At 45.8% G+C, this 14382-nt stretch carries 16 protein-coding genes; 8 read left to right on the top strand and 8 right to left on the bottom strand.

The features are described 5' to 3' along the window. The first annotated feature begins 238 nt into the window (after window positions 1–238). From QUA27_RS15985 to QUA27_RS16010, 6 genes are all read left to right on the top strand, one after another. Window positions 239–1420: a YcjF family protein gene (locus tag QUA27_RS15985; RefSeq protein ID WP_333069024.1), complete on the top strand. Its 1182-nt coding sequence runs from the start codon at window positions 239–241 to the stop codon at window positions 1418–1420. A gap of 118 nt (window positions 1421–1538) precedes the next feature. Continuing rightward, window positions 1539–2078 carry a Uma2 family endonuclease gene (locus QUA27_RS15990; RefSeq protein WP_333069025.1) on the top strand — a complete coding sequence of 180 codons (540 nt, stop codon included), beginning with the start codon at window positions 1539–1541 and terminating at the stop codon, window positions 2076–2078. A gap of 265 nt (window positions 2079–2343) precedes the next feature. Further along, window positions 2344–2661 carry a 2Fe-2S iron-sulfur cluster-binding protein gene (locus tag QUA27_RS15995; RefSeq protein WP_333069026.1) on the top strand — a complete coding sequence of 106 codons (318 nt, stop codon included), beginning with the start codon at window positions 2344–2346 and terminating at the stop codon, window positions 2659–2661. A gap of 57 nt (window positions 2662–2718) precedes the next feature. Then, the gene (locus tag QUA27_RS16000) at window positions 2719–2910 is read left to right on the top strand and encodes a DUF8621 family protein (protein WP_015175652.1); all 192 of its coding nucleotides are present in this window, start codon (window positions 2719–2721) and stop codon (window positions 2908–2910) included. Next, on the top strand, window positions 2907–3989 hold the full coding sequence (locus QUA27_RS16005) for a DUF3326 domain-containing protein (protein WP_333069027.1): 1083 nt from the start codon (window positions 2907–2909) through the stop codon (window positions 3987–3989). The genes QUA27_RS16000 and QUA27_RS16005 overlap by 4 nt, the downstream gene beginning before the upstream one ends. A 31-nt stretch (window positions 3990–4020) precedes the next feature. Next, window positions 4021–4614, top strand: coding sequence for a CPBP family intramembrane glutamic endopeptidase (locus tag QUA27_RS16010; RefSeq protein WP_333069028.1), 594 nt, complete (start codon window positions 4021–4023; stop codon window positions 4612–4614). A 142-nt stretch (window positions 4615–4756) separates the two neighbouring features. On the opposite strand, the gene QUA27_RS16015 is transcribed toward QUA27_RS16010, so the two are convergent. The 4 genes from QUA27_RS16015 to radA all read right to left on the bottom strand — a co-directional run bounded on the left by QUA27_RS16015 (window position 4757) and on the right by radA (window position 8401). Next, window positions 4757–5161 carry a TIGR02588 family protein gene (locus tag QUA27_RS16015; RefSeq protein ID WP_333069029.1) on the bottom strand — a complete coding sequence of 135 codons (405 nt, stop codon included), beginning with the start codon at window positions 5159–5161 and terminating at the stop codon, window positions 4757–4759. Further along, window positions 5158–6012 carry a TIGR02587 family membrane protein gene (locus QUA27_RS16020; RefSeq protein ID WP_333069030.1) on the bottom strand — a complete coding sequence of 285 codons (855 nt, stop codon included), beginning with the start codon at window positions 6010–6012 and terminating at the stop codon, window positions 5158–5160. The genes QUA27_RS16015 and QUA27_RS16020 overlap by 4 nt, the downstream gene beginning before the upstream one ends. A gap of 550 nt (window positions 6013–6562) precedes the next feature. Then, on the bottom strand, window positions 6563–6688 hold the full coding sequence (locus tag QUA27_RS16025) for a DUF2281 domain-containing protein (protein ID WP_333069031.1): 126 nt from the start codon (window positions 6686–6688) through the stop codon (window positions 6563–6565). 156 nt (window positions 6689–6844) lie between these two features. Further along, a complete protein-coding gene (gene radA / locus QUA27_RS16030) occupies window positions 6845–8401 on the bottom strand; it encodes a DNA repair protein RadA (RefSeq protein ID WP_333069032.1) in 1557 nt (518 codons plus the stop codon). A 163-nt stretch (window positions 8402–8564) separates the two neighbouring features. Between radA and rpaB the strand changes: the two genes are divergently transcribed. Continuing rightward, entirely contained in the window at window positions 8565–9296 is a 732-nt protein-coding gene (rpaB, locus tag QUA27_RS16035) for a response regulator transcription factor RpaB (RefSeq protein WP_071587789.1), read from the top strand. 83 nt (window positions 9297–9379) lie between these two features. Continuing rightward, entirely contained in the window at window positions 9380–10021 is a 642-nt protein-coding gene (locus QUA27_RS16040; protein WP_333069034.1) for a cofactor assembly of complex C subunit B, read from the top strand. A gap of 342 nt (window positions 10022–10363) precedes the next feature. Here QUA27_RS16040 and hpsJ-A read toward each other — a convergent pair whose 3' ends face one another. The 4 genes from hpsJ-A to rfbB form a co-directional block, all read right to left on the bottom strand. Further along, on the bottom strand, window positions 10364–11041 hold the full coding sequence (gene hpsJ-A / locus QUA27_RS16045; protein ID WP_333069035.1) for an HpsJ-like protein, cyanoexosortase A-associated: 678 nt from the start codon (window positions 11039–11041) through the stop codon (window positions 10364–10366). 178 nt (window positions 11042–11219) lie between these two features. Then, window positions 11220–11888, bottom strand: a complete 669-nt coding sequence (locus QUA27_RS16050) for a cyanoexosortase A system-associated protein (RefSeq protein WP_333069037.1) — start codon at window positions 11886–11888, stop codon at window positions 11220–11222. Beyond that, window positions 11888–12739 (bottom strand): cyanoexosortase A, encoded by an 852-nt coding sequence (gene crtA / locus QUA27_RS16055; RefSeq protein ID WP_333069039.1) that lies wholly within the window; start codon window positions 12737–12739, stop codon window positions 11888–11890. The genes QUA27_RS16050 and crtA overlap by 1 nt, the downstream gene beginning before the upstream one ends. A 387-nt stretch (window positions 12740–13126) precedes the next feature. Further along, entirely contained in the window at window positions 13127–14233 is a 1107-nt protein-coding gene (gene rfbB, locus QUA27_RS16060; RefSeq protein WP_333069041.1) for a dTDP-glucose 4,6-dehydratase, read from the bottom strand. Window positions 14234–14382 lie beyond the last annotated feature (149 nt).

Consider the following 14382-nt stretch of genomic DNA (forward strand, 5'->3'; position numbering starts at 1 on the left):
TCTATCCTGGCTCTTCGCTGTGCTTATCTCAACGGTCAACTTTCAATTTGATGTATGTGCCAAAGTGAGATGCACCCACTCTCCTCTACCCGTTGCACCAGTTCTTAAATCAAATTGCTACAATATTCTTAAGACTCCCCCAGCCCGCATTCGCGGACTTCGTTTGTAAAGCATCGCAATTCTATTCGGTGGTGTTTAATCCAGATTTAATATCCCACCCTTATCGGAGCAAACCGCCATGTCAGACGACTTTTCCTTAGACGAGCTTTTAAATAGAAGTTACTACGCCTTCAAAGACGCAGAAAACCAAGTGGGACAGTGCAATGTTTTAGTCATCGGCAAAACTGGCGTCGGCAAAAGTACCCTGATAAATTCAGTTTTTCGCAAACGCTTAGCAGAAACCGGAGTCGGCCGCCCCATAACTCAAGGCATTCGCCAATATACCAAACCGAATTGCCCAATTACAGTCTACGATACTCCCGGACTCGAACTCAACGCCGAACAAATTAAAATTATTCAATTAAACGTTGCTAAACTAATTGAAGACCAAAGACTCCTGCACCCAAAAGAACACATTCACGTCATCTGGTACTGCATCAATCACAGCGCCAATAGAATAGAATCTGTGGAGGAAAGCTGGCTAAAAGAAATGGAAGTCAAAGATGTACCAGTGATTTTAGTTTTGACTCAAACTACATCCAAAAAGCCCAGCGAGTTTTTCAAGCAACTGGAACACATGAATTTGCCCGTCAGTCAAATCATCCCCGTCATGGCTGAACCTGAAGAAATCGATGAGGATTATACAGTAAAATCTCACGGTTTAGATAAGTTGGTAGATGCAACTTTTCAACTGCTGCCGGAAGTAGCTAAAAAAGCTTTTGTTAAAGAACAAATTGCAAATATTGCGCTCAAATCCGATATGGCATTTAAATATCTAAGTGCTTATGTTGCAGGTTCTGCAATTGTCGGTGCGACTCCTGTACCGTTTGCTGATGCGCCGATTTTGATGACGATGCAAACGGCAATGATTGCTAATATTACTGTGATTTTTGGAATGCCCTTTGATAAGGGGTTTATTTCGGCGATGTTGTCTGCTATTAGCGGCGCTGGCGGGGTTACTGCTGTTGGCAGAAGTATTGTTACTAATTTGATTAAAATGATTCCTGGTGCGGGTACAGTTGTCGGCGGTGCTATCTCTGGTGCAACGGCAGCAACTCTCACGCTTGCCCTCGGTTTGGCTTACATTGAAGTGCTTAAAGCTTATATGAAAGCTCAAATTAATGGGGAACAACTTTCTTTGCAGCAGTTGACAAAGATGTTTGTGGATTTGTACAAGGATTATGCTAGTTCTGGGCGTAAAACTTTGAAGGATGAGAAGCCGGATCAACCTAAACCTCCCAATCAAATTAATATTGAGTAAATTGGTAATTGGGCATTGGGCATTAGTAATGGAGTTGACAAAGAAAGATAAAATGTAGGGTCCGTAATTGGCACCTTTCCGCCGAAGTTAATTAGGAGTTATAAGGAGGTAAATAGCTATGGTAATGGCTGGTGTTTTATCAGAAAATGTTTCTCTAGAAGACTTCATGGCTAATCCCTCCGACGATATGGAATGGGTGGACGGCCAACTCTCGGAGAAAAATGGCATGACAGTAAAACACAGTCGAATCCAATCTAGACTAGATTATTCTTGGAGAAGTTATAAGATATCTAGCGGACAAGGCGGCGAAGTGTATACAGAAGTTCCTTGCCGTACTGACAGGCGAGTGCGCCGTCCTGATGTAGCTTATCTGACTCCAGAACTTGTTGCTCAATATGGCGATGTTCCTACTTTGCCTCAAAGCCCGCCGTTAATTGCTGAAATAGTTTCTCCTACTGATATTGCGGAAGAAATATTTCTAAAAGCAAAAGAATATTTAGATTCAGGTTGTCTGGAAGCTTGGATTGTTTTTCCAGAAAGTCGCTGGATATTGATAATGACTCAAACTCAAAAGTTAACTTTTAACCTGGGTTCTACAGTCAGCACTCAGCTAGTGCTGCCGGGTTTTAGTGTTGCGGTTGATGAGTTGTTGGCTTGAAGGCAAAAAATTAATTAGGTATAAGTGCTTTGTCGCAGAGTTCCGCCGTGACTATTGTAATAATTTGTGAAAAAGTCATTGACAAAATGCCCTAGCTTGCGGGGCGGGACGCCATCGCTCGCCCAGCCAATTAATAAAAAAAATTATCAATAAAAACAGCAGTTGTAAATTTGCACAAAAGCACAAACAGCGGTAAAATACTGATTGCTTTGTTTCCAAATCTAGCGTAAATTCCAATTGGGGAATTAAAACCAATAATTGAAATATGTCTAAGACTTACACTGTTGAATTGATCCACCAAGGCTCTACCTATACCGTAGAAGTACCCGAAGATAAACAAATTCTCCGCGCCGCTAACGACGCCGGCATTGAGTTGCCGAGTTCATGCAATGCGGGGGTTTGTACTACCTGTGCTGGTAAAATTATTGAAGGGAAGGTCGATCAAGCTGATGGTATGGGCGTTAGTCCCGATCTTCAGGCAGAAGGTTATGTGTTGCTGTGCGTTGCTTATCCCCGATCAAACTTGAAGATAGAAACAGAAAAAGAAGACATTGTGTACGATCGCCAATTCGGTAAATCCTAGGACTAAGCTAAAATTGACCTAAGTACCGTTAGCGGTAAAACCACTATGGATCGCCCTATGACCACCCATTTCATTTCCGCAGAAGTTGACCTCCACGAGACTGCCGAGCAACTGCACTCGGCGATTGAAATTGAACTTCAAAAGTACGGCGAACCCCTGCGGTGGGCAGTCACAGACGTGGATGTCGATCGGCAAAAGGCTGTGGTAGAAGGCTACGTGCTCGTGGAAGCATCCCCCGCAACACCGTGAACCCCCGCCCTTTGACAGTGGTTTTGATAGTCCCCACAGGCGTTGGAGCCTCGATTGGTGGGTTTGCAGGAGATGCCCTGCCGGTGGCTAGGGCGATCGCCCAAATTTCAGACACCCTGATCACTCACCCCAACGTCCTCAACGGCGCTCAACTTTATTGGCCGATACCTAACGCTCTCTACGTTGAAGGTTACGCCCTTGACAAATTTGCTACCGGATGCTGGGGACTGCAACCGGTACATCAAAATCGCATCGGCTTAATCCTCGATGCTGGCATTGAACCCGACTTGCAGTTGCGCCACTTGCAAGCGGCTGATGCAGTGAGAGCTACATTGGGCTTGAATATAACTGATTGTGTTTTAACCGATCGCCCCCTGCAAGTAGAATTGCGTATTTCTGAATCAGGGGCATCCTGGGGGACGATCGGCAATCCCGACAGTTTATTGCACGCTGCAGAAAAATTAATCGAACAAGCAAGAGTAGAGGCGATCGCAGTTGTAGCCAGATTTCCCGACGATGAAGGCAGCCTCGCCCTCGAAAACTACCGCCGCGGCAAAGGAGTTGACCCCCTCGCCGGCGCGGAAGCTGTGATCAGCCACCTCATTGTCAGGACGTTTAAAATCCCCTGCGCCCACGCCCCCGCGCTGTCTGCGCTTCCCCTCGATCTGCACCTGTCCCCGCGATCGGCTGCTGAGGAAATCGGCTATACTTTCCTACCTTGCGTCCTTGCCGGCCTCAGCAAAGCTCCCCAATTCGTAGCGCCAGAAAGCCAGCAGCACAATCAATTATCAATTACCGCCGATCGAGTCGATGCGGTGGTAATACCCGCCACAGCCTGCGGCGGCAGTGCTATTCTGAGTTTGAGTAGGCGATCGTCCGTACAAATCATCGCTGTGGGCGACAACAAAACCCAGATGCAGGCGACTCCAGAAAAACTCGGAATCAAAGCTTTGCAGGTAAACTCATATTTAGAGGCGATCGGAGTTTTGGTCGCTTTGCGAGCCGGCATCAGTCCAGCTTCCTTGGGTGCAGACATCTCCTCCCTGCGTTGTTTGTCTGACTCAACAAAACAAATCTAAAATCTCAAACCTCAAATCTAAAATTGATTAAGTGGCAGAAAAACTTCCCGGAAATCCTGAAATTGAACCCTTGACGCGCACCCAAGTTTTAGTAGCAATGGGCGTGACAGCAATTATGTTGCTGGCGGTAGCTAAATTGTGGTTGCTATTTGGATCGGTATCGCTTTTGCCAGTCAAATTGATAGGAATGGACTTGTTAAAAGGATGTGCGATCGGGCTGGCAATTACAGCCGGTAGTGCGATCGTTTATCACCTCTGGCCGGGTTATCGCCGGAGTGCAGACGTTTACTTGGAAGTAGTGCTCAAACCTTTGTTTTGGCCGGATTTGATTTGGCTGGGACTGCTGCCGGGACTTAGCGAAGAATTGCTATTTCGAGGCGTGATGCTGTCTGCTTTGGGATTGAATGTTACCAGTTTAGTTTTATCGAGTTTTTGTTTCGGTATTCTGCACTTGGGAGGCATGGATCAGTGGCCTTATGCTGTTTGGGCAACGGCTGTGGGATTGCTGTTGGGTTACAGTGTTTTAGCTACTGGGAATTTGTTAGTGCCAATTACCGCTCATATCTGCACGAATTTGATTTCTAGCTGTGTTTGGAAATGGGAACACAATCTGGTGAAGCGGTAGCTCGATCGCACTACAATATTGAGGTCGGGGCGGGTTCACCCGTATGTCTGCTTAATAACCAAAGTATTTTTAAACCCGCCCCCACCCAGCGACAAAGTTTTATTAGGGTCACACTTACCGGACACGAGAGTTGAAAACTTTGTTAAGGTAGTTTATAACTGCTAGATCGCACAATCAATTGACCTTGACTGGGGTTGCGGCTGAAGATAAAAGCTCCTTGTTGAGTTTCACCGCTTGACAAAAAATCAATTTGCTGGTCGCCGGATTCCAAGACTTCGCCGTTGACGCGCAGTTCGGCAATAATTTGCACTGATTCTGCCGTTTCGCCGCCCGTGTTTGTCACTGTAAACGGTACGTAAAATTGCCCTTGATTTTCGCGAATAGGCGTGTTGCGAGTCACAGAAATAATCGGAGGTTCCTGCTTTTTAGTCACCCAGTTGTAGAGTACGAGCCCGGTGATGGTAAACAGGATCAAGCAGGCGATCACAAATGTCGCCCATTCAGCAAAAGTTCTTTTTGGTTGCTGTTCGTTATTACTTTCACTCATACCGCCAACCTCCCCGCCGCGCCACCAATAGTCGCTGGCAATCCTAATACTAACGTATAGCTCAACCAAATCGACCACGGGTCGTCAAAACTGAGTTTGTGGAAGAAAAACATCATAAATGCAGAAGCCACCAGCGACACTAAATAGGCCATGACAGTTTCGCTGAGGGGACGCTGAAAAATCCCTTGCTGCTGCTGCCGTTTTGCTTGATAAGTAAAGCCGGCTACAAATACAATACCGTAGGAAATTAGTAGGGAAGCAGCGATAATTGCTAATTGCCAAGGTGGCGAAATACCTGCTGCTAGCATGGGAATTTCGTCTGTTGGGGCAATGTTGAAAGCAATGATCATCGCGCCAATTAGAGTAGCGCCAATATCTGCTAAAGTTGGGTTAATATTAGGTTCGCTGTCGCTGTCTGAACTTTGATAGCGATCGCCGCTCAAGAAACCGGTTGCTAAGGCCACTCCCAACGCAAACGGCAGGCCTTCAAAGATGATTTTCCCCAAAGTTTGTTGCAGCGGAGTCTCTGGCGTAATTTCCCTGAGCAAAAACAGGACAAAAGCCGCGCAGACAATGCCGATGGCGATCGCTTCTACGGTATCGATTGCAGCATCTAGCCAGCGGATGTCCTTAGTTTTGCGAAAACCTTCAGTGCGAGTCAGCAAGAAAACCACGATAAAAGTAGTTGCGATCGCGATCGACATTTCCGCTGGTTTAGTATACGAACCGATCCACCAAACCTCCATCGTATAAAGCAGGGGAATCCCGAACAAAAAGCCACCAGATGCACCTCGAATGATGTCGTTTAGTTCATTTGACCACTGATTTTTGCGTCTTTTTGATTTTTTCATTTTTGATTTAAAACGCACCTCAAAAAAGGCAATTTCTAATTTGACATATTTCAAGTGTTATCGTAGATAGCATCTGCACTCAAATTTGTGCATAAGCTATTAAAAATCCCTCTCTAGAAATTCCCACCTGAGTACAAATTGCTTTCAGTACCCCTGATTTTATGTGATCGTGGTTAGGCCTTACTAACGGAGCCTCCGTGCCATTCTGATTCTCTCACACCATGACAATATGTTCGCCTTCTCTAATAATCCGAAAACCCAACAACTGAAATGTTCTGATGACTCGTCTTTTAGAAGCATCTACAGGAAACTTTGACATTAAATAGCCACCTCTGCTTCTACTAAAAAACTCTTGCTCGCAGGTGATTCGTTATAAAAGGCACACTAAAGTTTAGCCTGCCTATGCTGTGCTTAATCGCCATTTTCCAGAGGGTAGCTATACTGACTAGCTTGTCGTTATTTTCATCCTCAATTAGCAGTTTGACATGGGCGCTAAGTCTAGGGTTGTCCGTGACATACCAAGTGAAAGTATGAGTGTCCGACAACAACCTCATTCCATATACTCCTTAAACTCTTCTAGCGGTTCGTCAAAATCATCGGACATCCAAACCATTCCTTTAGCACTCCCAGCTTTGGATGGCCAGCGCTTCTTATTAGCTGGCGGTATTCCTACCAATTTTACAACAGGCTGGTTATCTTGAGTAATCGCAATTTCTTACCCTCTCCTCGCCGCTTCGATTAATTCCATAAGCTTTTTTTGGTACTCAATAATATCTAGTTGATACATAATTCGTGCCTCCTTAATCTCCATTTACAACATCACTATTCTAACTCAATTAAACAAATCATCTTCCTCCAAATCAACCGACTGCAACTCCATATCAACTGACTGCAACTGAGCCGGAGTAGCCGGAATCGCCGCAATTATTGCATCGATTACTTTCGCCACCGGAATAATCTCCATCCCCAACTCCGGCACCGGTTGATTCTTAGGAATAATCGCTCTTTTGAAACCCAATTTTGCGGCTTCCCTCAGCCGCAATTCTAATTGTGAAACCGGCCGCACCTGTCCCCCCAAACCAACTTCTCCGAGCAAAACTGTGCGTGCATCGATTACCCGATCGCGAAAACTGGCCACAACGGCGATCGCAACTGACAAATCCGCCGCCGGTTCATCCACCTTCAACCCGCCCACCGTCGCCAAAATCACATCTAATTTAGATAAAGGAATCCCCACCCTTTTCTCCAAAACAGCTAAAATTTGCTGCAATCTAGCATTGTCCACACCAGTAGTAGTGCGGCGTGGCGAACCGAAACTTGCAGGGCTGACTAACGCCTGAATTTCTACTAAAATCGGTCGAGTTCCTTCGCAAGTAACAGTCGTCGAAGTACCGGGCGAAAATTCATCTCTATTCCCTAAAAACAACTCAGACGGATTATCTACTTCTCGCAAACCGTTGGCTACCATTTCAAAAACACCCATTTCGTGAGTCGCGCCAAAACGGTTTTTCATCGCTCGCAAAAGTCGGTGAGAAGCAAAGCGATCGCCCTCAAAATACAGTACAGTATCTACCAAATGTTCCAAAACCCTCGGCCCGGCCAAAGCTCCATCTTTCGTAACGTGACCGACAATAAATAAAGTAATATTTTCTCTTTTCGCAACCTGCATCAAAGCCGAAGTACATTCCCGCACCTGAGCGACCGAACCCGGAGCCGATGTTAAACTAGCAAAATAAATAGTTTGGATGCTGTCAATCACCGCCACATTCGGTTTCAGCGCTTCCAACTCCCGCAAAACAACTTCTAAATCCGTCTCTGGAAGCAAATAGAAATTCTCCGCTGAATTGTCCTCGGAATCCTTTTTAGCTTCCCCGTTGCTGCCGGATTTATGCCCGCCGTTGCTTGACAACTCAACCGGATTAGCAACGCCCAAACGCTGCGATCGCAACTTCACCTGCTGGCCGGACTCCTCCGCACTGACATACAGTATCCGATCCTTGCGGGACAACATATTCGCCACCTGCAACAGCAGCGTCGATTTCCCGATTCCCGGTTCCCCCCCAATCAACACCAGCGAGCCCGGAACAATCCCGCCTCCCAAAACTCGATCGAGCTCTCCGTAGCCAGAAGGCCAGCGAGACTGAGTTTGGTCGGAAATCTGCGATAATCTGAAAGATACCCTCGGTTGACCCTTCGACTTATCAGGGGGCGAACCGCCCACTGTCTTAGTTGTCACCCCAGTTAAACCAGCCCGCGACACACCAGCAGTAGGTTGTTCTACCTGCTCGTCAAAAGAATCCCACTTCTGACAGCTAGGACACCTGCCAAAATATTGTGGTGAATCATACCCGCATTCCCGACAAATATATTGTATTCGAGGCTTAGGCATTGTTTACTATGATAAATAGTCACCCTAACATTTAGAAAAGTCTGAGTTAAAGCAATTATCACGCTTTCAGACCGACCGCAACACATGATTCAATCTGTGTCTTAATGATAGGGTACAAAAAATTAACATTATCTGAAATGTAACTTAAGGAGTGCTCGGTAACTTGGAAAACCATAAAGAAAAAATTCTGGTAGTCGATGACGAAGCCAGTATCCGCCGCATTCTGGAGACTCGCCTTTCCATGATTGGCTACGATGTCGTCACCGCTGCTGACGGCGAAGAAGCTCTCGAAACATTTCGCAACACCGAACCCGACTTAGTGGTTTTGGACGTGATGATGCCGAAGCTAGACGGTTACGGCGTCTGTCAGGAGTTGCGAAAAGAGTCAGACGTACCCATCATCATGCTAACCGCTTTGGGAGACGTAGCCGATCGCATCACCGGTTTAGAATTGGGCGCAGACGATTACGTCGTCAAACCTTTCTCTCCCAAAGAACTCGAAGCCCGCATCCGTTCGGTACTGCGGAGGGTTGACAAAAACGGAGCATCGGGAATTCCCAGCTCCGGAGTCATCCATGTCACCAATATTAGGATTGACACCAACAAGCGCCAAGTTTACAAAGGCGACGAACGAATTCGGCTCACGGGCATGGAATTCAGCCTGTTAGAACTGCTTGTCAGCCGTTCTGGAGAGCCTTTTTCGCGATCGGAAATTTTGCAGGAAGTGTGGGGATACACGCCAGAACGCCACGTAGACACCCGCGTAGTGGATGTTCACATCTCGCGACTTAGGGCAAAGTTGGAAGACGACCCCAGCAATCCCGAATTAATTCTCACCGCCCGCGGCACCGGCTATCTCTTCCAGCGAATTGTCGAAATTGGAGAAGTAGGATAAAGTCAGTTGGCAGTTGGCAGTTGGCATTAGTTAAATTACCAACTACCAATTACCAATGACTAATGACTAATGATTGCTGAGTAATGACTAAATCTGATCCCAATAGAGTTTTGCGACAATTGCCCTTAGTTGCAGGAGGATTAGCAGGTACGCTGCTAATGGTCAACCGCTTGCTGACAGAGCAAATCACAGATTCTCAAGCTCGATCGGACGCTTTGGGAGTAATTGTCAGCGCTTTGCTGATTTTAACAGGTTTGCTGTGGCAGCAGGTGCAAGCGCGATCGCCCGATTCCGTAAAACTTATCGGCGAAGAAGGTTTTGAATTTGCGCCGGAGTTGCCGGAGGCTGTGAAAATAGAATTAGCCTGGGCGTCGCGTTTGCTGTTGACAAATACCGCCACAAGGTCGATCGTAATTGTGTATCAGGGAAAAGTCCTATTGCGGCGTGGCATTTTAGGCATCAATCCCGAAGTCAAACCAGGGCCGATATTGCAGCGAGTGCTCGACAAAAATAAACCAGTTTATTTAGTAAATCTCAATATTTATCCTGGTAGAATAGAATTTGACTATTTGCCAGAAAATACTCAAGGAGTTATCTGTCAGCCGATCGGCACCCAAGGCGTTTTAATTTTAGGTGCTAACGCACCCCGCAGCTATACAAAACAAGATGAAAACTGGGTTGAAGGCATTGCCGACAAACTAGAAAATACCATCAATCGATTTTAGATTGTAGATGTTAGATTGTGGGTTTTAAATTGTGGATTTGAGATTGTGGATTGCACAAGGCCAGCCCTCTCAAGGTGCGATCCTCTTCGAGGGCTGCGCTAACGACAGATCTGGCTCATTCTAGGTGTTGGCTATCGGCAATAAACAAGATTCATTACCGATATCTTTTGAAAACAAGAAGAGGGAGCGCTCCCCCAACGAAATTTCCTGAGTTTGAGAGTCTTCTTCACCGCTTCTGAGCCGACTGCGTGCACAGGGCGAATCTTAGTCCTCAACAACGCTCTCCGGGTGCGCTAGGCGCACCTTACTAGCTCAAAACTCTCCACTTAAAACTCAAAACTACTAGCGAGCCCAGTCAGTACCGCGCCACAGCGTAAAAAACAAAACACTAGAAATCAGCGCGCCCAGCAGCCACTTAACAGCATTTTTAAATAACCCCACGCGCTGATTTGACTGAACCGCAGCACTTTGCGTCTGTAATCGTTCCTTAGCCGGAGTAATTCTCGAAAGAATTTGCTCTTTCAATTGCTGTGGGTTTTGCGTATCCGCTTGTACCCCCAAACGGGTAAGTTCCCCCGCCAAATTCCTTAAATCTTCAGGACTACCCTTCTTTAGCCGATCTTCCACCTGCTGCAACTGAGCTAATTGTTGGTTTGCTTGAGTAGTAATTTGCTGGTTGTTTTGGTTGTTGACATAGATAGTGCCAAAAATTCCCAAAGGCAGCATCAACAGAAAAAGTAGACCTAGCAGCAGACAAACCCAAGACAAAACCTTCAAAAAAACCTCTTCCAAACCTCTGCGATCGTACCCTTCTCCAAAAAATATCAGCGCCATTGCCAGTAGTGGAACGGGAACCCGTTCCACTACTGCCCCAATCGTCTGCAATTCCCAGAGGCGATTGCCAAAATTTGCTGGTATAAGAACTGCAATCGTATCTAATACAGACAAAATTAATAGACCGTAGCCAATCCAACGCAGTCTGTAGATAGAAAAACCTTGTTCGCCTTGTAAGTCATTCATAAAATAATCAGAGTTGTTGTTAAGAAAAATCTCTCTTGACCCCGCCCAAGAACGGATACAAGCCCCCGACAACAGTCGTGGAGAATCAAAAATTTTAGACTCTTGTTCCAGCTTCCAGATTCACCTGTGGAGTAAATCTAAAAGCTAAAAGCTAAAATCTAAAATCCACTGACTCGACTCAAGGCTCGGGAAATCGCGGCTGCCACCACCCATACCAAGAAACCCAAGCATTCTCTAGAATTTTTTTGGCATCTTCTGGAGTTGTTTTATCCAAAGGCACAGACATCTGAGTCCACAAACAGCGCCGGTCTTGAATATTTCCCCTACCCAACAACCAAAACAGAATACGGTTTGGCTGCCAATCGCGAGTATTTCGATTATATCTAAACTGTTGGGAAGTTACTGTAGGACTGCCATGAGGATTGATACATGAACTCAAATACAGTCGATTTTGCTGTTGCAAAAGTCCGTGAAACCCCGCGCCTTGAGTGTTTGCCAATGCTAGTTTACCAGGATTCGACTTGAGAATAGTATGTCCCTTCATCATACCTTCCACATCCCCAATGCTGTCTACCGCATAGCGCATCTCTATTTCTAGACTCATGCTATTTTTTTGATATTCATATTTCCTGGCAGCTCTGAATTCTGAATTTTCCTTAATTTCCAGAAGCGCGCTCTTGTTTAGTTTCCAATCGGCTAGAGGCACCGACTCGGGAAACTCAAACGGGGTTGCCACATTCTTGCCGTCCGATGGATAGAAAACCAATTTTCCGGCAACCAACAAAACCCCTCCTAAAGTAACAGCCAACAGGGAAAGCCTAAGTGGTTTCCAAGAGGTAATAGCCATTAGAAATTCTGTCCTTCCTGATTTGGGGGTTGGTCTTTCAAAATTGCAAACCAGCAAAATAACCCGAAAATAAATACAGCAATCATAGAAAATATTACCGAACCATTTCCTTCGTGCCAGTATTTAAATGCTTCTGGTTGAGATAGCGATACCAGCACTGCCATGAGAGCAACTCGCGCGGCATTAACTAGAAAGGCAGTAATTATGGCCACGAATGGCAATACCATTTTCTGACCCGTAGTGGTAGGAAACATCAATAAGAAAACCAGAGCTAGTCCTAACAATTGTAGCATCGCATTTACGCCCGAACAGCCGTGATACACTTCCACACTGCCATTTTCCAGGATTAGAAAAACCCCTCTTCGCACCACTTCAAATCCTAGATAGTGGAGGAGGAAAGCTGAAAATTTTGCTGTTAATAGGGCGACATCAACGAATACTCCGATCAATCCTGGAGGAATAGCTGTATAGCCAAGAATTAGAAGTTCCTGCCTATATTGTTTTAGTCCTTTTGTGCCGGAAGCCAGCAATGCGAGACTGATTCCCGACAAAAAAGGCGTTGCTCGGATAAAAAAGTCGTATCCAGATATGGACGAACTTTTGAGCAATATTAAAGCAATTAACGATGACCCAAAGAAGCTGGCAAAAACTCCGCTTTCAAAAGTTAAGGATTCGTGCCTTTCCCAAATGAGAAATGCTACGACTCCCCAAAACAGTAACATTGTACCAAATAGGTCTGTGTCGTTTGTTCTGGAAGTTAGAGTTAGGTGTATGGCAATCAAACCGGAGGCGATGCCTAACAGCCAGTATTTAGGTTCTTGGACGTGCTTGAGCCAGTTTATTTCGGTCATTGGTGCTTTTTGTTTTTCCTAAAAGCTTCTAAATTGCTTAATCTTGTAACTCTATTAAAATTATCAGCTACAAACACTTGCATTTATGCGCTTCGGATGATTTTTAACTAAATCTTCACAATGATTGACAAGGGCAAATGTGTGTGATAATTACCTCCCCCTAATTAAATCTGAAATTAGGCGCAAAGATTAAAGAAAACAGGTTTTTTAACTCTGTGCGATCGCACTCAACTAAAAATTTTCCTCCCTCAAACCCCGTTTCTGCGCCTAGAGTTCAAATGTAAAGCTTGAAGGCAAGACAGAAACCTTTGTTGGACGCACTCTTGAGCTTGAAAACCAGTTTTTTACTGGTGCTGGTTTTTGGTAGCCCGTGCGTCCAAGAGTAGATTAATTAGAGTAGACTTTCCGGTAGTAAGTTTGATATTCCTCCGAAAGCAGGGGTTCCCACCAATCCCGATGGGCTAAGTACCATTCTACAGTCTGTCGCAAACCTTCTTCAACGGTTACTGAGGGAGTCCAACCTAACTCAGTTTTAATTTTGCTGGCATCAATAGCGTAACGCCGATCGTGCCCGGCTCTGTCTTTGACAAATGCGATCAATTGTTCGCAAGGACGGGCGGGTAAATCCTCAGCTAATTCGTCCATTAGCTGACACAGCATTTTTACTAAATCGAGATTTTTTACCTCGTTGTTTCCGCCAACATTGTAGGTTTCCCCAGGCTGACCACGGTGAATAACGGCATCTAAAGCGCGGCAGTGGTCGAGAACGTAGAGCCAATCTCGCACGTTTTGACCGTCACCGTAAACTGGCAGAGGTTTGCCCAATAGCATATTGATGCACATTAATGGAATGAGCTTTTCAGGGAAGTGATAGGGGCCGTAATTGTTGGAACAGTTGGTGATAATTGTCGGGACGCCGTAGGTGTGGAAATAGGCGCGGGCGAGGTGGTCGCTGCCAGCTTTGGAGGCTGAGTAGGGACTGTTGGGCGAGTAGGCAGTTGTTTCTGTGAAGGCTGGGTCATCAGGACCGAGACTGCCGTAAACTTCGTCGGTAGAAACGTGGAGGAAGCGCATTTGTGCTTTGAGAGAGGGATCGTCAATTGCTTCAAAATGCTTGCGGAAGGCTTCTAAAAGCGTGAAGGTTCCGACAACGTTTGTTTGAACAAAGGCTGCAGGACCGATAATTGACCTGTCAACGTGGGATTCTGCGGCAAAGTGCGCGACTGTGGTGATGTTTTCTTCTTTGAGCAAGGTATCGACTAAGGTACGATCGCAAATATCCCCCTGCACAAACCGAAAATTTTCTCCTCCTTCCAAAGTTGCCAGGGTTTGTCTGTTTCCGGCGTAGGTTAAAGCGTCAAGTACGATTACTCGATCGCCCGGATAGCTGCTGCACCAGTGATGCACAAAATTCGAGCCGATAAATCCAGCCCCGCCCGTCACCAACAATCGGCGAGGATCTCGCTCAATGCCTTGAGTCGCGTTGTCTGTCATAAAAATAAGAGTTATTCCAATAACTAAGCCTTTACAAAAGTAGCCTTAAAAGTAGTTTGTCACCAAGTGTTTGCCAGTCTGTAACTAAATTTTCTAGTGTCTCACCTCGGATTTTCTAAGTTGGGCGCGATCTAAGTATTGGTTCACAA

This window comes from Microcoleus harperi Pol14_C6, from assembly GCF_036701295.1.
Classification (GTDB): domain Bacteria; phylum Cyanobacteriota; class Cyanobacteriia; order Cyanobacteriales; family Microcoleaceae; genus Microcoleus.